This is a genomic window from Prevotella sp. P5-126 (genome assembly GCF_002251185.1).
GTDB lineage: Bacteria > Bacteroidota > Bacteroidia > Bacteroidales > Bacteroidaceae > Prevotella.
Map to the genome: position 1 here is coordinate 1 of NZ_NPIZ01000020.1, position 21,067 is coordinate 21,067.

The following is a 21,067-nucleotide window of genomic DNA, read 5'->3' on the forward strand; positions in this document are numbered from 1 at the left end:
AAAATCCTGAGCGAATCGACACTTCTGCTTGTCAAAGCAAGTAACCGGCTGTGCCGCTTAGTTAAACTAAGAACTTTTGTTGCTTAGGGGCTTATAAAAACATTAAATTATAGTATTACGGAAATTAGGTTATATTAATAAATAATTGACTAAAAAAATGAAACTATCCTTATTATCAACAATTCTTTTCCTTTGCATGTCATCTGCAGCATGTGGGCAAAGTAAAAAAGACAGTTTTGATTTCAACTGGCGATTCATCGAACAAGACGTAAAGAATGCGCAAGACGTACAGTTGGACGATTCCAAATGGAAACGAATAAACTTGCCGCACGACTGGGACATATTCCATGCGCCCGCAAAAGACGCACCATCAGGCAATGACGGAGGATACTTCCCCGGAGGCATCGGATGGTATCGCAAGCAGGTGAAGGAATCAGAACTGAAAACAGACGAAGGCGAGACAATATGGCTTCATTTCGAAGGCGTGTATCAGAATTGCCAGGTGTATGTCAACGGTGAGCATGCAGGCGGTCATGCTTATGGATATACGCCATTCAAAGTCAACATCACTCCTTTTGTCAAAAAAGGCACCAACACCATTGCTGTGCGAGTGGACAACTCGCATCAACCTAACTGCAGATGGTACAGCGGTTCGGGCATATATCGCCATGTGTGGCTCGAAAAATATGATGAAAACAAGATAGACAATCCTGAAAAGCTGTTCGTGCGCACAGACAGCATCTATGGCATGTCAGGAGATGGTACCCATGCTGATTCAGCTACCGTGAGCATAGCATATGAGGGACGACAAACAGAAAGACGAGTGCTCAAAGATGTGGAGCTATGGTCACCGCAGCATCCTAAACTTTACGACATAAAAGTTGGACAGCTAACCATAAGGCATGGAGTGCGAGCTTTCAGTTATGATGCAAAAAGAGGATTCTTGCTCAACGGGCAGCCAACGCTCATCAATGGAGCCTGCGTGCACCATGACGATGGAGTCATCGGAGCCATGGCATACGATGCGGCAGAAATACGTAAGGTCAGGCTGATGAAAGAGGCTGGATTCAACCTCATACGAACATCGCACAACCCTCAGACACGAGCTATGCTCGATGCTTGCGACAGCATCGGCATGATGGTCATCGATGAGGCGTTCGACGGATGGAGGTCTGAAAAGACCAAGTACGACTACCACCTCGTCATCGACTCATGTTACAGGGAGGATCTTACCGCCATGGTGCTGCGCGACCGCAATCACCCATGTGTCATATCATACAGTATCGGAAATGAAGTCATCGAACGAAAGGACATACGTGTCATACACACAGCGCAAACTTTCAAGGATGTTGTGACATCTCTCGATCCAACACGTCCTGTCACAGAGGCACTATGCTCATGGGATAGCGACTGGGAGATATTCGACCCGCATGCGGCAGTGCTCGACATAGTGGGCTACAATTACATGATGCACAAGGCAGAAAGCGACCACCTGCGATGCCCCGAACGTGTGATGTGGCAGACAGAGAGTTATCCGCGCGATGCGTTCGCCAATTGGAAACACACCTTTGAGCGTCCATACATCATTGGCGACATGGTATGGACCGGACTCGACTATCTCGGCGAGTCGGCCATCGGGCAGTTCCACTACGAAGGGGAACAACGGGGCGAGCACTACCAAGCCAAGCACTTTCCTTACCACGGGGCATATTGCGGAGATGTCGACATCACTGGCTGGCGCAAACCTATATCGCACTACCGCGACATGCTGTGGAACGCTAAGGATGGCTCTCCAGACATTTACCTTGCTGTGAAAGAGCCCGACAACTACCGCAACGGACATGTCACAGAAACGCTGTGGTCTGTATGGCCCACATGGGAGTCGTGGAACTGGAGCGGATGGGAAAACAAGACCATCGAAGCCGAAATATACACCAAAGCACCAAAGGTGCGCCTGTATCTCAACGATAGTCTCGTGGCGGAAAGGAATGTCAGCATAGCCTCACAATACAAGGCAGTCATCCCGCTGCAATATCAGCCAGGCACCCTTAAAGCTGTGTCGCTTGATGCAGATGGCAACGAAGTGAAGGAAAGCATACTACGCACAAGCGGAATGCCTGCAGCCATTAGACTCACACCAGATCGCAAACAAATACACGCAAACGGGCAAGACCTTGCCTATGTCACGCTCGAGGTGACTGATGCCAAAGGAAATGTCGTGTCAGACGCAGACATCCAACTGACTGTAAGCGTATATGGTAAAGCCTCGCTCCTTGCTGCTGCCTCTGCAAATTTGAAAGACATTGAGCCTAAGACCTCTGCCAATGTGACAACATACAAAGGACGAGCAATCATTGTCGTAAAGAGCGGAATGAATGCTGGCAAGGCCACAATCAAGGCATCATCCGCAAAATTAGGCATATCAGGAACAACAGCAGTGTCTGTCATTGCACAAAGATGAACAATACCTCAAAAATGACATAGGGACAATTGACACGGGGACAGATCAATGTTGCCAATTTTAAGTAAAATAATAAACAAAAATCTTTCTCCGTGTTGTCCGTGCGCTCCGTGGATTTTTTTAGTTGCCTACGGCAAGATGTTTTGGAGTAGCGAAGACAGAGTGAGAGCTCGCTTTCACTATGCTGAGTCACGACAAAACAAACCATAGGTAAATCTTTGGAGGAAATCTTTAATAAAAATATGGCCTATGGCCAGAAATCTATCATTGGAATTTAGACGGAATTTATGCAGAAATAAAATCTTTAAAAAATCTCTAACCCATAACCCATAAACTAAACACTCCGTGCGCTCCGTGGATTACTTCTTGACGATGATGCGGAAGGTGGTGCCGTGATGGGGTTCGGTGGCTTTGACGAAGAGGCGACCGGCATGGTACTTCTCGATGATGCGCTTGGAGAGGGAGAGGCCGAGTCCCCAACCGCGTTTCTTGGTGGTGAATCCAGGGGAGAATATCTGCTTTGCGATGGATTTGGTCATTCCGCAACCGGTGTCGGTCACGTCGAGGATGATGGATGTGGGACGGTCGGTGAGGACGAGGGATAGGGTGCCTTCCCCCTGCATGGCATCGATGGCATTCTTACATAGGTTCTCTGTCACCCACTCGAAAAGGGAAGGGCAGAGGGGGACCATGACGGGATGGGAGGGGAGACTGACCTGAAATGACACATGCGATGAGGTGCGCTTGCGGATATAGGTGGTGACGTCGGTGAGGAGACGACAGATGTCGGTGGGCAGCAGCTCAGGAACGGCACCAATCTTGGAGAATCGGTCGGCGATGGTGTTGAGACGGGATACGTCTTTCTCTATCTCCCCCACATAAGGGTCGGTGGGGTATTCCTCCTTGAGGATCTCTACCCATGCCATGATGCTGGAGATGGGGGTGCCCAACTGATGGGCGGTCTCCTTGGAGAGTCCCACCCATAGCTTGTTTTGTTCGGTGCGCTTGAAGGAGACGAGGGCGAGGATGGCGATGATGACAATGCCTCCCACAATACCGAGTTGGATGAGTGGCCATACGGTGATGCGGCGTATCATGGTAGAGTCGTCGTAACAGACGAGTTGGAAACCTCCTGGCTTGTTGCCGTCAATCTTGACGTAACGACCTGCTGCCTTCATCTGTTGTGCGCGTCGGGTGAGTTGCGCGATGGTGTCGGCACGGTCGGTGGCTTGGATGCTGATGTTACGGTGGTCGGTGACGTTGCCGTCTTGGTCGATGACGATGACAGGGATATTGTTATTGTCTTCGATGACATGGAGCACCAGGGAGAGATCGGTGTTCTGGTCTGCATTGTTGAGGGTGTGGAGTGCATCCGACCATAGCTCCATGCGCTTGTATTCTTCTGCTGCGAGGTCGTTTGCCAGCCATTTGGATACCAGTAGTGAGGTCACTGCCACCAGTAGTGCGGCAGCGACAAGGGCAGTTTTGAATTGCTGTTGTCGGTTAATCCATGTCATCGTTTAATATAACGCACGTGTATATATAATATTGTGTAGGCGTGGCTCTTTTTTTACCCTTAACCATCGTCGTGCCCTTGGATGTTAACTACGTGATTCCTTGGTTTCGTGTTTACTTGGGGAGATAAGGAATTTTGTGGAAATGCGTAAAAAACTGCGGTGACTTCTGAAGCGCTATTGATACGGTTAAGTTCAAGGTTAAAGTCAAAGTTACAGTGGAAAACAGGTGGAAATGTATGGAAATGATGAAGAAATGACGTTAAAAAGTGAAAAAAAAGAGTGAACTACTCTATAATTCATAAATAATTTGTACCTTTGCAGTCCGTAATAGTGCGATTATGTGTAGTTTAGAGACTTTCAAAATAGATCTGAAGGCAATGAAAACCGATGAAATGCATCGGGAGTACACCCTTGACGATGCATTTTTCAAGGCTCTCAACGCCTCGGAAGTGAAGGGCGGAGCATTGCATGTGTCGGTGTCTATACGCAAGGCAACCGGCTTTTTCGAACTCCAGTTTCATACCGAGGGCACAGTCACCGTACCTTGTGACTTGTGTCTTGATGACATGAGTCAACCCATCGTGACCGACAATATGCTGATTGCGAAACTGGGTGCGGAGACCAATACCGACGATGATGAGGTTGTGATAGTGGACGAGAACGAAGGAATACTCGACACGTCATGGCTCATCTATGAGTTTGTGGCACTTGCCATACCCATCAAGCACGTTCATGCACCTGGAAAATGCAATAGTGCGATGACGCAGAAGCTCGCTGAGCTGAGCGGTGCCGTCCGAAGCGGCAAAGAGGAGGCAAAGGAAGCAGACCCTCGCTGGGCCGCACTGGCGAAACTGAAATTAGAAGAATAACAAAAAAAAGATTAAAGCATTATGGCACATCCTAAAAGAAGACAGTCAAAGACCCGTACTCTCAAACGTCGTACCCATGACAAGGCAGTAGCTCCCACATTGGCAGTATGCCCTAACTGTGGCGCTTATCACATCTACCACACCGTATGCCCCACTTGCGGATACTACCGTGGTAAGATTGCTATCGTAATGGACGAAGGCGCTGAGTAAGAAAGATGGGAAAAATCAACGCAATAATCACTGGTATTGGCGGATATGTGCCCGACTACGTGCTCAACAATGAGGAGTTGTCGCGCATGGTTGACACCAATGACGAGTGGATTATGACACGCGTTGGCATCAAGGAGCGCCGCATCCTTACGGAGGAAGGTCTGGGCACCAGCTACATGGCACGTAAAGCAGCCAAGCAGCTGATGCAGAAGACCGGCGTAGATCCCGATACCATTGACGCCGTGATTGTAACCACATCGACGGCCGATTATAAATTCCCGTCAACAGCCAGCATTGTGCTTGGTAAGCTTGGCCTGAAGAATGCTTTCGCATTCGACTTCTGGGCTGCATGCTGCGGATTTCTTTATACGCTCGACGTGGCAGCGTCTATGATTCAATGTGGACGCTATAAGAAAATTATCGTGATTGGAGCCGACAAGATGTCGTCGGTGGTTGACTACAAGGACCGCGCTACCTGCCCGCTCTTCGGAGACGGTGCTGCCGCTGTGCTGGTAGAAGGCACCGAGGAAGAGAATATCGGTGTGATGGACTCCTACTTCCGTGCTGACGGTAAGGGACTTCCGTTCCTGCACCTGAAAGCCGGCGGTTCTGTTTGTCCTCCAAGCTATTTCACCATCGATCACCGGTTGCACTACCTCTATCAGGAGGGACGCACCGTGTTCCGCTATGCTGTGACCAATATGAGCGATGACTGTGCCCTCGTGGCAGAGCGCAACGGACTGAACAAGGACAACATCCAGTGGGTGGTTCCTCATCAGGCAAATATGCGCATCATCGAAGCTGTTGCCAAACGCCTCGAGCTTCCTATGGATCAGGTGATGGTCAACATAGAACACTACGGCAATACTTCTGCCGCCACTATCCCCTTGGCACTCTGGGAAAACGAAGCCAAACTGAAGAAGGGAGACAACATGATCTTCACTGCCTTCGGTGCAGGATTCGTTCACGGAGCAAGCTACTACAAGTGGGCTTACGACGGCGCGAAATAATACACGTCAAGACCCTGACGGGGGCTATTGAACCTAAGGGCTCAATGGCTCCCGTCGGTTTCTTCATAAACTGAAATGGACCCATCTGCGGTCCGCACCATCCATCCACAAAGAAACTACAACAGATGCACAAGGCAGGATTCGTAAACATAGTAGGCAACCCCAACGTGGGAAAATCGACGCTCATGAACCAACTCGTGGGTGAACGCATCAGCATCGCTACCTTTAAGGCACAGACCACTCGCCACAGAATCATGGGTATTGTCAATACAGACGATATGCAGATCGTGTTTAGCGATACACCAGGAGTGTTGAAACCCAACTACAAACTGCAGGAGTCGATGCTCGCCTTCTCGGAATCGGCATTGCAGGATGCTGACGTGCTGCTCTATGTGACCGATGTGGTGGAGAACCCAGAGAAGAACATGGATTTTCTGGAGAAGGTGCAGAAGATGAAAATCCCTGTGCTGCTACTCATCAACAAGATTGACGAGAGCGACCAGAAGACGCTGGGAGACATCGTGGAGAAATGGCACACGCTGCTGCCTAACGCAGAAATTCTGCCCATCTCCGCGAAAAACAAGTTTGGAGTGGATATGCTCCTGAAACGCATCAAAGAACTGTTGCCCGACTCACCGCCCTACTTCGACAAAGAGCAGTTGACCGATAAACCCGCTCGTTTCTTCGTGTCGGAGATCATCCGCGAGAAAATCCTGCTCTACTACGATAAGGAGATACCCTATGCAGTGGAGGTTCGCGTGGAACGCTTCAAGGAGACAGACCGGAATATCCATATCAATGCTGTGATCTATGTGGAGCGCGACAGCCAGAAGGGCATCATCATCGGCCACCAGGGTGTGGCGCTGAAGAAAGTGAATACCGAGGCTCGCAAGGCATTAGAGAAATTCTTCGGCAAACCCATCTTCCTTGAAACCTTCGTCAAGGTGGATAAAGACTGGCGATCATCGCAACGCGAACTCGACTCGTTTGGTTATAATCCGGAATAAAAAAGAATTCGGAAAAGACAGTCGATACCCCCTCTTACCCTATCAGCAAGAGGCCCTCACAAGGCCCATGTACAACAAAAAACAGAAACAACAAGAGCAAAAACAGATATGGCAAATTTAGTAGCTATCGTTGGACGCCCTAATGTGGGCAAATCCACACTTTTCAACCGTCTGACCAATACCCGCCACGCTATCGTCAGCGATGAGGCAGGTACCACACGCGACCGACAGTATGGCAAATGTGAATGGAACGGACGCGAATTCTCCGTAGTAGATACAGGAGGATGGGTTGTCAACAGCGACGACATCTTTGAGGAAGAAATCCGCAAACAGGTGCTGGTGGCTACCGAAGAGGCTGACCTCGTGCTCTTCCTCGTAGATATCCAAAACGGACTTACCGACCTCGACGTGGATGTGGCAAATATTCTGAGACGTTCGAAACTGCCCGTTGTGCTCGTAGCAAACAAGGCAGACGACGGTAAACACCTCTACGACCAGTATGAGTTTTACAGACTCGGACTGGGCGACCCCAACTGCGTGAGTGCAGCAACGGGTTCGGGAACAGGCGACCTGCTCGACCTCGTGGTGTCGAAACTCTCTACCGATGAGATTGACGACGTGGCAGACGGAACGCCACGCTTCGCCGTGGTGGGCAGACCTAATGCCGGTAAATCGAGCATCATCAACGCCTTTATCGGTGAAGACCGTAATATCGTGACAGATATTGCCGGAACAACGCGCGACTCTATCTATACGAAATACGATAAATTCGGATTCGACTTCTATCTGGTGGATACTGCCGGTATTCGCCGTAAAAATAAGGTGTCGGAAGACCTGGAGTTCTATAGTGTGATGCGTTCCATCCGTGCCATTGAGAACAGTGACGTCTGCATCTTGATGATCGACGCCACACGAGGCATTGAGGCTCAGGATATGAACATCTTCCAATTGATACAGAAGAATAATAAGTCGCTTGTTGTAGTGGTCAACAAATGGGATTTGGTGGAAGATAAGTCGCAGATAGCGGTGAAGACCTTTGAGAATGCCATCCGCCAACGCATGGCACCTTTTACCGACTTCCCCATCGTGTTTGCTTCAGCCCTGACCAAACAGCGCATCTTCAAAGTGTTGGAAACTGCCAAGCAGGTGTATCTGAACCGCACCATCAAGATAGGAACATCGAAACTCAACGAGGTGATGTTGCCACTCATCGAGGCGACTCCGCCACCCTCTATCAAAGGTAAATACATCAAGATTAAATATGTGTCGCAGGTGCCCAATACGCAGATTCCAACCTTCGTGTTCTACGCCAACCTGCCACAGTATGTGAAAGAGCCCTATAAGCGCTTCCTGGAAAATAAATTGCGCGACAACTGGACGCTTACGGGAACACCCATCAACGTCTTTGTGCGTCAGAAATAACACCGCAGAAACAATGAAACACATCATCACGATGATAACCCACCTGAAGGCGAAGCACCTCTCCGTGCTTTGCCTTCTCTGCTTGTGGCCACTTACCGCTTGCCACGAGGAACCTAATCCCGATGACCTTGCCCTGCAGGCTGCCAAAGGTTACTACGACGAACTCCTTGCGGGCAACTACGAGGCTTTTCTCAACGGTAAAGCCACTGCCGACTCTATGCCGCAGAACTACCGCAGCCAAATGGTTCTGGTTTATCGCAACTACATGGAGGAACAAAAAGAAAACCACGTCGGACTCCATCAAGTGACTGCCGTTCGTGCGCAACGCGACACCACCCTCCATTTCACACATGCCTTCCTCCTTCTCCATTTTGCCGATTCCACCAAAGAGGAAATCACCATCCCTATGGTTGAGGTGAAAGGACAATGGAAGATGAAGTAAGACGAAGAATATTATAAAATTGCCGGAAAGTGGATTGTACTTTCCGGCAATAATTATTGAGAGTGGATGGTGAGAGATTATAGGCAGAAACCGATGCCGATACTGGAGGTGTGGGCCTTCGGGCCTTGCCCTCCCTTGAATAATGGTGTGAGTCCTGTGGTGAAGCGAAACATGAAATCACCACATCCCATGTAGGCTTCAAAATTGACTCCTGCTGTGTGGATGCTCAGATCGCGTGCGGAGTTGAAGGTGTCGTGCTTGGTTTTGTAGCGTGCATGCTCTTTGTCGCGAAACTCAAACGAGAAACCAGCACCGATGAAAGCATCGCGACGACCAAGATATTGCTGGTATTCCAACATGACGGGGATGCGCATCGACCAGTAACTCATATAACTCTTGCGGATGCGTTCTTCCGCTTCAACAGGTTTGACGGTTGCCACATCATCCTCCATGAATAGCGCATGTCCGCTGTCGAAAGCGTGGCGTGTGTATCCCACCTGCATGCCTATTGCCAGTCCGATATTGTTCTGACGGTTGAAGGGGATGGCTACGTTGAGGGCGCCAATGCCAATTTCGTAGGAGTTGGAATTTTTTGTGTAGAGCGATTGGTCTGCAGAGAATGAAAAGGCATCGCTTGTCAGATAGCGGTAACCGAAATAGAAGTTGGCATTGTGTGCTTCGAATTTCTTACGTTTGGATCGTTCCCATGATGAGCGGAGGAAGGGAGACGAAACGTAGATCTGACTCACTTCCTGTCCATCGACGTAGGTTGTTTCGCTGATTTTCTTCAGTTCGTTGCCGTTGTTGTTATAAACGCCCACGGTTGTCGCTCCGTCTTTTTCGTTGACCACAATTTGTTTGTCGTTGACTACAAAGGTGGTGTCCTGTGCAGTTTCTGCCATTGTGCAGCCTGCTCCTATGATGGTGAGCAGTGCAGCGAGAAATGTTGTTTTTTCCATATTTTGTGTTTCTTTTATGATTCGTTTTATCGTGTGTAACAGAGTTTCATGATGTCGTCGGGCTTGATATTTCCCTCAATATAGATGAGGGCACCCCGTCCACCGGCAGCGTTGTTGAAGAGAATGTAGCGCTCCATGCCCGACGGAAGTGTGGGCATCATGTAGTATCCGCCTGTGATGTGTCCGTCTTCTACCACTTCACGTATTTTCTTCGCCCTCTTTCGGTCTGTTTTCAGCAGTGCGTCGATGGCCTTCCCCTGTGTCTTATAGGTCAGACTCTTATAGACGTGGAGTTGATAGCCCCGAAGTCGAGCATCGTACATTTCCACCATTTTGCATCCTTTCTCATGACCGTATCGGGTGAAAGCCCTGTCTATTTCGAGTCCGGTCTGTGCGTGGACGGTAAGCATTGATATGGTGGTCCATAATACTGTGAATAATAACCGTTTTATCATATCTCGTATCATTTTTACGTTGTCAGTTGATTTCATCGAGTGCGCCAAAGGCTTCCTCGTCGGTGATAGCTACCAGTTGCAGTGCCTGTTCAGCCTCTTGTTCCACGATGTGCTGATTGGTGGTGCGCTGTCCGTCAATCACGGCAAAGTTGCGATCTTCTTTTTCATCGGGCCAAAACAGTCCAGTAGCCAGTAGTAGCGATGCTGCCACAGCTCCTGCCAACCACCATTTCCTGATGTGGTGGAGGCTGATGGTTTTGTGTTTTACCTGTGTTTCGGCAGGCAGACAACTCTTTTCCGCTTCGCTATCGACGTAGGCAAAGAGGGCCCGCAGCGGTAGCCATTCGTCGGGCAAAGATTGTGCTGTGCGGAAGAAGTGGCGCAGTTGTCGCTCTTCGTCAGCAGTAGTCTCGCCGTTCATGTATCGGTCTATCAATACCTTCACTTTGTTTCTGTCGATCATCATCTTATTGTCATTTTAATAAATTCCTGTCTGATAGTCTTTCGTGCCCTTGACAGACACTGGCGGATGTTTTCTGGTGATGCTCCCGTGATGGAGGCAATCTCTTCGGTCTCGTAGCCCTCGATGTCTTTCAGTCGTAGCACTTGAGCTTGTAGGGCAGGCAACCGATTGATGATTTCGCCTATGAGTCGCAGTTCGTCTTGTCGTTCCACATGTCGGGTGGTTTCTTCTGAGGATGGTTCTGCCGTTGGTCGCCCGTATTCCAATTGCTTGTGGCGTTGCTCGTCGATGGTTTTATGGCGTAGCATGTTCAGTGCCAGTGCCTTCGGGTTAGGGTGCCTGTCGAGTTGCTGGCGCATGCTCCACAGTTTGAGCATGACCTCCTGTACCAAATCTTCGGCTGAGGCGTCATTCCCATTCATGTGTTTAGCAGCTTCCATCAGTGTTGGTCGCAGCACAACGATGCGCTTGTTGAACTCTTCGAGATCCATGTTATTTCTTTCCGTGACTCATCTATATAACGTATGATGGGCGAGTTTTGTGACACGCGGGGTGGATATTTTTTTTATTTTCTCCTGCGGCAGATATAAAAGCACCAAAAATTCAGTTTCCAAAAATATTCGACCACCATTGACCACAGAATGTGGTAAGCGTATCCGCCTCATATATGCCCATCTATAATGAAGGATGTCGCTCTGAAATAAAACTGATTGAAATTTTTGGGTAATAACGTTTTGACAAGGTGTTGTTCAATAGTTAGCAAAAGTATTGTCCAACGTTTGGTAAAGGTATTGCCAACGTTTAACAAAAGTATTACCTAACGTTTGACAAAGGTATTTTCAACGTTTGATAAAAGTATTATCCAACGTTTGATAAAAGTATTATCCAACGTTTGATAAAAGTATTATCCAACGTTTGATAAAGGTATTATCCAACGTTTGATAAAAATATTATCAAGGTTTGAAGAAAAGGTGATAAACTTACAACTCCCATTTATACATCGATATACATGGCTCGCTAAGTTGGTCCGGGTTGATGATAGATTCAATAGGTGTGATCGATGTGGTCGAAGGGTGGTCGAAATTCTTGGGCTTCGACCACCATTTAACGCTCAGAACTACTGCGTGTTATACGGTAGTGGTGTTCGAGTGGTCGAAATTTTTTGAAAACTCAAATTTCTGTATGCATTGCGCGCGAACATATTATATATTATGGAAATCTCTTTAATAGTAATGATAATTCTCGGTTTGCACTACCTTGGCAACCGTGTTGCGAAGATACTCCCGCTCGGAAAAACTCAAATTTATTTGGTTTTTCTCTCACTTAATCGTACCTTTGTAGGCAAATAGAATGAAAAAGTGGATTTACTGAATCATATCACTTATCCAGATGACTTGCGCAAACTGAAAGTTGAACAACTTCCATTACTCTGTAAAGAACTGCGCAACGATATCGTTAAAGAACTATCTGTCAACCCCGGACATCTGGCATCTAGCCTCGGAGTCGTGGAGCTGACGGTAGCACTGCATTATGTCTTTAATACTCCCGAAGACCGCATCGTATGGGATGTAGGCCATCAGGCATACGGCCATAAAATACTGACAGGCAGACGTGAAAAGTTCTGTACCAATAGAAAACTCGGAGGCATCAAACCCTTCCCGTCGCCAGAGGAAAGTCCATACGATACCTTTGCGTGTGGTCACGCGAGTAACTCGATTTCGGCAGCACTCGGTATGGCTGTTGCAGCAAAGAAAACTGGAAATACCAACAGACATGTGGTGGCTGTTATAGGAGACGGAGCACTTAGCGGCGGCCTCGCCTTTGAAGGTCTCAACAACGTCAGTTCGTCGCCCAACGACATGCTTATCATTCTCAACGATAACAATATGTCGATAGACCAGTCGGTGGGAGGCATGAAGCAATATCTGCTCAACCTCAGTACCAACGAAACCTATAATGCACTGCGGTTTAAGATTTCAAGTAAACTGCATCAATGGGGACTACTGCCCGAAGACCGACGCAAAGGACTCATCCGACTGTCGAATGCCATGAAATCTGCCATTAGCCATCAGCAGAATATCTTCGATGGCATGAACATCAGATATTTTGGACCGTTTGACGGACATAATGTCGGAGAACTGGTGCGCATACTGAAACAGATGAAAGACATGAAAGGTCCGAAACTGTTGCACCTCCACACACAGAAAGGACACGGTTATGCACCAGCAGAACAAGACGTAACGACTTGGCACGCACCAGGAAAATTCGATCCTGCCACAGGAGAAAGACTCGTTGACCAGTCACCCGACAAACCACAACGCTATCAAGATGTGTTCGGACATACGTTGCTGGAACTGGCAGAGCAGAATCCGAAGATTGTGGGAGTGACTCCTGCCATGCCCACAGGATGCTCCATGAATATCATGATGCAAGCCATGCCAGACCGCACTTTTGATGTGGGAATAGCCGAAGGACACGCTGTGACCTTCTCAGGGGGAATGGCGAAAGACGGGCTCATCCCCTTCTGCAATATCTACAGCGCCTTTGCACAACGTGCTTTCGATAATATCATACACGATGTGGCACTGCTCAAACTGCATGTAGTGTTCTGTTTTGACCGGGCAGGACTGGTGGGCGAAGACGGACCAACACACCATGGAGCCTTCGACTTGGCAGCACTCAGACCCATTCCACATCTTACTATCGCATCGCCCATGGACGAACATGAACTGCGCCGGCTGATGTACACCGCACAACTGCCCGACAAAGGACCGTTTGTCATCCGCTATCCACGTGGCGGAGGAGTATTGCACAACTGGCGTTGTCCACTTGAGGAAATCGCAGTGGGCACAGGACGTAAACTTAAAGACGGACACCATACTGCAGTGCTCTCCATCGGACCGATTGGTAATCATGTGACAAAAGCCATCGAAGACCTTGATGTGGCACACTACGATATGCGATTCCTCAAACCCATCGACGAGAATATCCTTGCCGAAGTGGCAGAACACTTCGACCGCATCGTCACTGTAGAAGATGGAGTGAAAGACGGAGGACTCGGTTCTGCCGTAGTAGAATGGATGGCAGATCATCACTACCATCCCGAAGTAATCAGACGGGGATTGCCCTCCGACCATTTTGTGGAACATGGAACTGTGGCACAACTCGATCACCTTGTAGGACTGGATGCCGAGGGCATCCGCAAAGCCATTATATCATGAAGATTGTAATAGTCGGAGCAGGTGCCGTAGGTGTGCACCTGGCAAAACTGCTTTCACGCGACCATCAGGATTGCGTGCTTATCGATGCCAATGCCGAACGACTGGCTGACCTCGATAGCAAGTTTGATATCATGACCGTTGTGGGATCTCCCACAAGTATCAAAATACTGCGCGAAGCTAATGTAGATAAAGCCGACCTCTTTGTGGGAGTCACTCCCGACGAGAGCCAGAATATGAATGCTTGTATCATTGCACATTCGCTGGGAGCGAAGAAAACCGTGGCACGCATCGACAACTATGAATATCTCGCTCCAAACCTTAAACCCTTCTTCGAGAAGATGGGCATCAACTCGCTGATCTATCCAGAAGTTCTGGCAGCCATAGATATTACCAACGGACTCAAAATGTCGTGGGTCAGACAACGATGGGATGTGCACAACGGGGCACTCGTCATGCTCGGCATTAAACTGCGAGAGACCTGCGAGATACTCAACCAACCACTGCGCGAACTATGTGGACCAACAGAACCGTACCACGTAGTGGCTGTGAAACGCAACGGAGAGACACTCATTCCCGGTGGTAATGATGAACTCCGCACAGGCGACCTCTGTTATTTCATGACCACCAGTGAATACATACCCTATGTGAGAAAATTCACCGGAAAGGAACACTATGCCGATGTGAAGAACGTGATTATCATGGGAGGCAGCAAAACCGCTGTGCGCGTGGGACTGACACTGCCTGAATACATGAATCTGAAAATCATAGAGAAGAACGAACAACGCTGTGAACGACTCAACGAACTGCTATTGGACACCGATGCCATGGTGATTCACGGTGACGGACGCGACCTCGGACTGCTTCAGGAAGAGGGAATACAGAACACACAGGCGTTTGTCGCACTGACCGACAATGCAGAAACAAATATCCTTGCCTGTCTTACCGCCAAACGGTTGGGCGTGAGGAAAACCATCGCCATGGTGGAAAATCTCGACTATGTGGAGATGGCAGAGAGTCTGGACATCGGTACCATTATCAATAAGAAAACCATTGCTGCCAGCCATATCTATCAGATGATGCTCGACGCTGACGTCAGCAATGTGAGATCGCTGATGATAGTCGATTCTGACGTGGCTGAGTTTGTGGCTGCAGAAGGATCGAAGATTACCAAAAAGCCAGTGAAGGATCTCGGACTTCCGATTGGTGTAACGATCGGTGGACTGGTGCGCAACAATCAAGGAATCCTTGTCAATGGATTCACACAGATAGAGCCGGGCGATTCTGTCATGATGTTCTGTCATGAGCACAACCTGAAAAATCTCGAAAAATACTTCAAACCATCGACAATATGGTAGAGGCGAAGTTACTATACAAGATTCTGGGATCACTGCTCATCATGCTTGGACTGCTGATGGGCGGATGTGCCCTCATGGCGGGATGCTACCAAGAGGATGACATCATGGCATTTCTCATCTCGTCTCTCTTCACTGGATGTTGCGGCTTCATATTCAAATACTTGGGACGTAACGCAACCAACGACATGAGCCGGCGAACTGCTTATCTCGTAGTCACACTATCGTGGCTGCTCTATAGCTTGTTTGGAATGTTGCCCTATATCATCGGAGGATACATCAACAGCGTGACAGATGCCTACTTTGAAACCATGTCGGGATTTACCACCACGGGAGCCACCATTCTCGACGACGTGGAGCGACTGCCCCATGCATTACTCTTCTGGAGATCTCTGTCACAATGGATTGGTGGACTGGGCATCGTATTCTTCACCATTGCCATTCTACCCTCGTTGGTGGGCGGAAGCGTCAAGGTGTTTGCCGCTGAGGCTACTGGCCCTGTGCGCACCAAGATGCACCCACGGTTGAGCACCAATGCTAAATGGATTTGCAGCATCTACCTTGTGCTTACTGTAGCTTGTATCCTTTCGTATTATGCGGCGGGGATGGAATGGTTTGACAGTGTGAACTATTCAATGTCAACTACTGCAACGGGAGGATTTGCACCCCATAACGACAGTGTGGAACACTATCATAGTGCTGCCGTAGAATATGTGTCACTCTTGTTCCAATTTCTATCGGGAATCAACTTTACCTTATTATATATAGTAATCTTTAAACGGCAACTGCGACAACTGGTGCAAAACTCGGAGTTCAGACTCTATCTCTTTGTAGTGTCTTTCTCAGCTATCGTTATCATGGCCATACTGATCTATAATAATGGTTACGGCACAGAACGCGCTTTCCGATGTGCCTTGTTCCAAGTGGTGTCGTTTATTACCACCACAGGACTCTTCAACGACGATGCTGGAGCGTGGCCCCATATCACTTGGGTGATACTCGGAATATGTATGTTTCTCGGAGCTTGTGCCGGAAGTACCAGTGGCGGATTCAAATGTATCCGCGGTTCGATGGTACTCAAAGCCATGCAGAATGAGTTTCGGCAGATACTCCATCCCAGTGCCGTACTGCCTATCAAGGTCAACGGACAGAATGTGCCTTCTTCAAAGGTGGCGACGCTATTGGCTTTTTTTGCACTCTATGTGGTGATGTGTCTTATTTCCGCTACTATTATGATTGCTGCCGGCATTGACAATACCAATGCCATTACGATAGCGCTGAGTTGTATGAGCAATGTCGGACCAACTCTCGGAACAGAGATCGGTCCTGTGATGTCGTGGGCAGGACTGCCTGATGGCATCAAATGGATCTGTTCGTTTCTCATGCTTGTAGGACGTCTGGAAATCATGTCGGTTATGGTGCTCTTCACTCGTGGCTTCTGGACCGACAATTGAATACAGCAGAATAAATACCCTAAAGAACTTATATTAACGAGAGAAAAAATGAAAGCATTCAAATTTCAACCGCTGCTCAAACAGACACTCTGGGGTGGCGACCGCATCATTCCCTTCAAGCATCTCGACGCAAAAATGGATAACGTTGGCGAGAGCTGGGAGATTTCGGGAGTGAAGGATAATGAAACCATAGCCGTGGGTGACGGACGTTCGCTCAATCAATTGGTGAATGATATGAAGGAGAAACTCGTGGGAAAGGCCAACTACGAGCGTTTCGGTACCGAATTCCCATTACTCATCAAGTTTATCGATGCACGACAGGACCTCTCTATCCAAGTGCATCCCACCGATGAAATAGCCCATCGCCAAGGCAAGAGTCGCGGTAAAACCGAAATGTGGTTTGTGATGGATTCTGCACCAGAGGCCAAACTCTATAATGGACTGAAGATGCAAATCACACCAGAACAGTATAAAGAGATGGTGGCTAATGATACTATCTGTGATGCATTGGCGCAATATCCTGTCAAGGAAGGCGACTGCTTCTTCATTCCTGCGGGACGCATCCATGCCATTGGCGCCGGATGTTTCCTGGCTGAAATACAGCAGACCAGCGATGTGACTTACCGTATTTATGATTTTAAGCGAAAGGATAAAGACGGAAACTACCGCCAGCTACACACCCAAGAGGCTTCGGAGAGTATTGATTATACGGTGCTTCCCGACTATCGTACACGCTATGAGGCACGCAAAAACGAGGGGGAACTGCTGGTAGAGTGTCCTTATTTCAATACTGCTGTCTATGATTTGGACGAACCCATGACCATTGATTACAGCGAACTCGACTCGTTTGTCATCTTGATAGGCATGAAGGGTGAGGGTACGCTGACTGTTGATGGCGAGAATATGCCGTTTCGCGAAGGAGAAACTGTATTGGTACCTGCCACCGCCAATGAGGTGCGTAGCGAGGGAACTATCAAATTCTTGGAAACCTACGTGCTCTCTTGAGCAAAGAAAGTGTGCTCCTGAATATCAGGATTGCATTATATCGGGATTCGGGGAGTCGCTATCGTCGGTTGTAGCAGATGACGCATCGAGATAAGCCGACAGATCGGCAAGCAACCGAAGGAATGGTTGTGAGACCTGACACCCTGTATTCTTCTTTAACATCTGACGGATGTCCTGCAACGAGTGTTCGTAGCAGGACATCTCGTTTTTACGTTGGGTATGGTGACAGGAAGTGCGCATGATCTCATCCTGTCGCTCCTGCCGCAGTCGATTGCACACTTTAGTGAGTATGGGCACCACCACATTGTCGAAGAGCGAGTGTCCCTGAATATAGAGATAAGTAGTGTCGGGAGTGATTCCCAATGCCTTGATGTCTTCTTTGGTCTGAAGGTATTGAGCCTTATTGCCTGGGAATTGATTCTGTAAGAGGTGAACGCGCGAAGTAACCTTACGGCGCAGATGGTCGATAGAGGTTTGTGGATGTCCTACGCTGAAGCCTCCAGGGTCAGTAACTCTTGAAAAATCGGTAAGCGAGAAACGGTTGTGGTTGCCGGTGCGATAAGCCCATACCGACCAAACGAAGAGTGGAAAGATGGCTTGGCTGTACTGCTGGAAATAATCTTCGAAATCGAAAATACGATGGTCGTTGAGGGTTACTGCCACACAAACTTCATGGAGCGATGGCGCATAACACTGCATATTCTCTATAGCATAAGCATAGGTGTGGAACACGTATGGGCTTTCCAATATCTTTTTCGACTGAGGAGTGCGGCCTTGCATAAGGTAGTCGTAGTCAGCATCAACGCAAGCTATCATATCTTCGCCCACATGTCCTTCTACAAAATTCATCAGCACCGACTTCTTCCCACGTTCCAGTTTGCGGTGTGAGGGCAACATCACTTCAAAGTAGCGTTGCTCATTTTCATAGCGACTGAGCACTGTCCGCCAGAAATAAATATCATCGTAACTCTCCACGTAAGCCACAATGCGCCTACGTGCTTGTTTCGATGTCAGCCTGTTGGCGGCTTCGAAATACTGGCTGTTGATATGATCTGTCAGTCTGCTGCTCATACCGTAATATCGCTGACCTCTGTCACCTTATCCAACCATCCGCTCATGATGACGGCAGGTGAGTGGGTGGTGAGTATGATCTGAACATTCGGGTTAAGCTCTACGATGAGCTCGATGAGGCGTTTCTGCCATTCGATGTGTAGCGACACTTCTGGTTCGTCCATGAAGAGCACATAGGGCTGATGATCCTCTACAAGTACGGTGAGTAGGATGACAAGCATCTGCTTCTCACCGCTCGACAACTGGTAAGGCAGTAGCGTCTCGCCAATCTGTGTGAAACGAATTTCATTCTCTTTGCGTACCATCTTCTTACCTGTTTCGGCAAAGAGTTCATCAACCATGTCTTGGAAACGCTTTTTAGGTTCTGACAACTGCTGAGCCATGTGGGCATCGCCCCGTTGCAGGGCTTCGATAATACGGTTGCCGATGTTCACCTGATAGTCGAGATATTTGCGTTGAAGCTGGTAGAGTTGCAGATCGAGTAGTGAACCGCCCCCTACGCCAGCCAGTACTGACAAGGCTTGGTGTATGAATCCCTCACTCTCGGAGAATGTCTGCGAGAGGTTGCTGTCGAGTGAACGAATCAAGTCAAAGCGGATATGTGTGGCATCTTCGGGTGCGGTAGTCAGATGTACGCCTTTCAACAGATGGTTGACAATATCGCCGTTTACCCCAACGCTTCTTACCACCTTGTTGAGAATGGTGGATTTGCCCACGCCGTTGATGCCGCTGAGGACATTGACTTTCGGATCGAGGTCCCAGACAATGTGTTTCTTGCCACTCCAAAGAGCATCGATCTCTATCGTTTTGATATAGTCTGCATACTTCTGCATAGTCTTAAGTTTTATGTCTGTCACTATTATGTCTGCCACTAAGTTAATGCTTATAGAAGCGTTATTTCATGCTTTCAAACCTATGTGGTTTGTTGGGTGGCTATCTGTTGCAAAGATAGTGTAATTCGTGAAAATTTCCAAATTCGCACTTGATGTTTGTGGAAAAAAAGTATTGTTTTTAGGTAATTTTATCCATTCAGATTCTAATTTTATCCTTTCTGTTTCATTATTCCGGCAGATTATAGTACTTTTGCCGCATGAAAAAAAGTAAAGCCTTAATAGCCCATCTCGCCATGTTTGGAGCTTGTGCGGGTTGGGGATTAATGTCGCCAGTAGGCAAAGATGCAATGCTCCATGGATTTGATGGTATTACGATGGTTAGCTTTCGTGTGGCAGGAGCATGTCTGCTGTTTTGGATTGCTTCGTTGTTTGCTCCGAAAGAGCAGGTGCCATGGCGTGACCGTCTGATGTTTATCGGTGCAGCTCTTACGGGTTTGCTATTCAATCAATGTTGTTTTACTATCGGACTGAGCATCACTTCACCTATTAATGCGAGCATCGTCACTACGTCGATGCCTATCTTTGCCATGATATTGGCGGCACTTATCCTGCGTGAACCCATTACCGGCAAGAAGGCGTTAGGAGTGTTGATGGGATGCAGCGGTGCTTTGATTCTTATTCTGAGTTCGGCAGCTCATGCTGACGCACGTGTTGGAGATATACGTGGCGATTTGCTTTGCTTGTTTGCGCAGTTCTCGTTTGCCCTTTATTTATCGTTATTCAATCCGCTCATCAAGCGTTATAATGTGTTTACGGTCAACAAGTATATGTTCTCATGGGCTACGCTGATGCTTCTCCCGCTTAGTTCTTACCATGTCTATGGGGTAATCAGCCAGCCTATTCCGTTGCTGACGTGGATAGAAGTGGGTTATGTTGTGGTGTGTGGCACGTTCTTCTGTTATATTCTGACCATGATAGGTCAGCGCACGTTGCGTCCCACGGTGGTGTCGGTCTATAACTATGTGCAACCTATTGTGGCTGTTGCGGCTTCACTCATCATGGGTATTAGTACGATGAAGCTAACTCATGTTTTGGCTGTGGTGCTGGTGTTCAGCGGTGTCTGGCTGGTGGTTAAGTCAAAGTCGCGCAAGGATATAGAAGAGGAACGTCAGGAGAAAAAGAACGTTTGATTCTATCTTGTTTGACCGATAGGAAATCGGTTTGCCGTTTTTCAGCATATTCCCGACCTTAAGATTTGAAAAAATATAAGCGCACACCTATTATTCTTGGGTGTGCGCTTGTATGATAGAAGCTGT

At 48.2% G+C, this 21,067-nt stretch carries 19 protein-coding genes; 12 read left to right on the forward strand and 7 right to left on the reverse strand.

From position 1 onward, the window contains the following. Positions 1-196: 196 nt before the first annotated feature. Positions 197-2,461 carry a glycoside hydrolase family 2 TIM barrel-domain containing protein gene (locus CIK90_RS01885; protein ID WP_254046246.1) on the forward strand — a complete coding sequence of 755 codons (2,265 nt, stop codon included), beginning with the start codon at positions 197-199 and terminating at the stop codon, positions 2,459-2,461. Positions 2,462-2,820: 359 nt separating this feature from the next. Here the strand turns inward: CIK90_RS01885 and CIK90_RS01890 are convergent, their stop codons facing one another. Then, positions 2,821-3,978, reverse strand: a complete 1,158-nt coding sequence (locus CIK90_RS01890; RefSeq protein ID WP_094464205.1) for a PAS domain-containing sensor histidine kinase — start codon at positions 3,976-3,978, stop codon at positions 2,821-2,823. Positions 3,979-4,355: 377 nt separating this feature from the next. Between CIK90_RS01890 and CIK90_RS01895 the strand changes: the two genes are divergently transcribed. The 6 genes from CIK90_RS01895 (at position 4,356) to CIK90_RS01920 (ending at position 8,938) form a co-directional block, all read left to right on the forward strand. After that, complete coding sequence (locus CIK90_RS01895) at positions 4,356-4,847, forward strand: DUF177 domain-containing protein (protein WP_336410091.1); 492 nt, start codon at positions 4,356-4,358, stop codon at positions 4,845-4,847. 21 nt (positions 4,848-4,868) lie between these two features. Then, on the forward strand, positions 4,869-5,057 hold the full coding sequence (rpmF, locus tag CIK90_RS01900; RefSeq protein WP_094389495.1) for a 50S ribosomal protein L32: 189 nt from the start codon (positions 4,869-4,871) through the stop codon (positions 5,055-5,057). A 5-nt stretch (positions 5,058-5,062) separates the two neighbouring features. After that, complete coding sequence (locus CIK90_RS01905; RefSeq protein WP_094389496.1) at positions 5,063-6,067, forward strand: beta-ketoacyl-ACP synthase III; 1,005 nt, start codon at positions 5,063-5,065, stop codon at positions 6,065-6,067. Positions 6,068-6,192: 125 nt separating this feature from the next. Continuing rightward, positions 6,193-7,074: a GTPase Era gene (gene era / locus CIK90_RS01910; protein ID WP_094439582.1), complete on the forward strand. Its 882-nt coding sequence runs from the start codon at positions 6,193-6,195 to the stop codon at positions 7,072-7,074. Positions 7,075-7,182: 108 nt separating this feature from the next. Next, positions 7,183-8,496 (forward strand): ribosome biogenesis GTPase Der, encoded by a 1,314-nt coding sequence (gene der, locus CIK90_RS01915; protein ID WP_094464206.1) that lies wholly within the window; start codon positions 7,183-7,185, stop codon positions 8,494-8,496. Between the two features lie 13 nt (positions 8,497-8,509). After that, a complete protein-coding gene (locus CIK90_RS01920; RefSeq protein WP_094464207.1) occupies positions 8,510-8,938 on the forward strand; it encodes a hypothetical protein in 429 nt (142 codons plus the stop codon). Between the two features lie 77 nt (positions 8,939-9,015). Here CIK90_RS01920 and CIK90_RS01925 read toward each other — a convergent pair whose 3' ends face one another. From CIK90_RS01925 to CIK90_RS01940, 4 genes are read right to left on the reverse strand one after another with little or no spacing between them, the layout of a single operon-like run. Further along, entirely contained in the window at positions 9,016-9,897 is an 882-nt protein-coding gene (locus CIK90_RS01925; RefSeq protein WP_094464208.1) for a hypothetical protein, read from the reverse strand. A gap of 26 nt (positions 9,898-9,923) precedes the next feature. Beyond that, positions 9,924-10,352 (reverse strand): hypothetical protein, encoded by a 429-nt coding sequence (locus tag CIK90_RS01930; protein ID WP_254046247.1) that lies wholly within the window; start codon positions 10,350-10,352, stop codon positions 9,924-9,926. 22 nt (positions 10,353-10,374) lie between these two features. After that, positions 10,375-10,818, reverse strand: coding sequence for a hypothetical protein (locus CIK90_RS01935; RefSeq protein WP_094389500.1), 444 nt, complete (start codon positions 10,816-10,818; stop codon positions 10,375-10,377). Continuing rightward, positions 10,815-11,306: an RNA polymerase sigma factor gene (locus tag CIK90_RS01940; RefSeq protein WP_094446322.1), complete on the reverse strand. Its 492-nt coding sequence runs from the start codon at positions 11,304-11,306 to the stop codon at positions 10,815-10,817. The genes CIK90_RS01935 and CIK90_RS01940 overlap by 4 nt, the downstream gene beginning before the upstream one ends. Before the next feature lie 867 nt (positions 11,307-12,173). Here CIK90_RS01940 and dxs point away from each other — a divergent pair. Genes dxs through CIK90_RS01960 form a run of 4 tightly spaced genes read left to right on the forward strand, consistent with a single transcriptional unit; the run spans position 12,174 to position 17,847 of the window. Beyond that, positions 12,174-14,036 (forward strand): 1-deoxy-D-xylulose-5-phosphate synthase, encoded by a 1,863-nt coding sequence (gene dxs, locus CIK90_RS01945; protein WP_094389502.1) that lies wholly within the window; start codon positions 12,174-12,176, stop codon positions 14,034-14,036. Then, positions 14,033-15,391 (forward strand): Trk system potassium transporter TrkA, encoded by a 1,359-nt coding sequence (gene trkA, locus CIK90_RS01950; protein ID WP_094435430.1) that lies wholly within the window; start codon positions 14,033-14,035, stop codon positions 15,389-15,391. Before dxs ends, trkA begins: the two co-directional genes overlap by 4 nt. After that, complete coding sequence (locus CIK90_RS01955; protein WP_094435432.1) at positions 15,385-16,842, forward strand: TrkH family potassium uptake protein; 1,458 nt, start codon at positions 15,385-15,387, stop codon at positions 16,840-16,842. Before trkA ends, CIK90_RS01955 begins: the two co-directional genes overlap by 7 nt. Positions 16,843-16,890: 48 nt before the next feature. After that, positions 16,891-17,847 (forward strand): type I phosphomannose isomerase catalytic subunit, encoded by a 957-nt coding sequence (locus tag CIK90_RS01960; protein WP_094435434.1) that lies wholly within the window; start codon positions 16,891-16,893, stop codon positions 17,845-17,847. 24 nt (positions 17,848-17,871) lie between these two features. Here CIK90_RS01960 and CIK90_RS01965 read toward each other — a convergent pair whose 3' ends face one another. Beyond that, positions 17,872-18,918, reverse strand: a complete 1,047-nt coding sequence (locus tag CIK90_RS01965) for a DUF4435 domain-containing protein (RefSeq protein ID WP_094464209.1) — start codon at positions 18,916-18,918, stop codon at positions 17,872-17,874. Beyond that, positions 18,915-19,751: an AAA family ATPase gene (locus tag CIK90_RS01970; protein ID WP_094389523.1), complete on the reverse strand. Its 837-nt coding sequence runs from the start codon at positions 19,749-19,751 to the stop codon at positions 18,915-18,917. Before CIK90_RS01970 ends, CIK90_RS01965 begins: the two co-directional genes overlap by 4 nt. 257 nt (positions 19,752-20,008) lie before the next feature. On the opposite strand from CIK90_RS01970, the gene CIK90_RS01975 reads away from it, so the two are divergent. After that, positions 20,009-20,941 carry a DMT family transporter gene (locus CIK90_RS01975; RefSeq protein WP_094435438.1) on the forward strand — a complete coding sequence of 311 codons (933 nt, stop codon included), beginning with the start codon at positions 20,009-20,011 and terminating at the stop codon, positions 20,939-20,941. Positions 20,942-21,067: the final 126 nt, after the last annotated feature.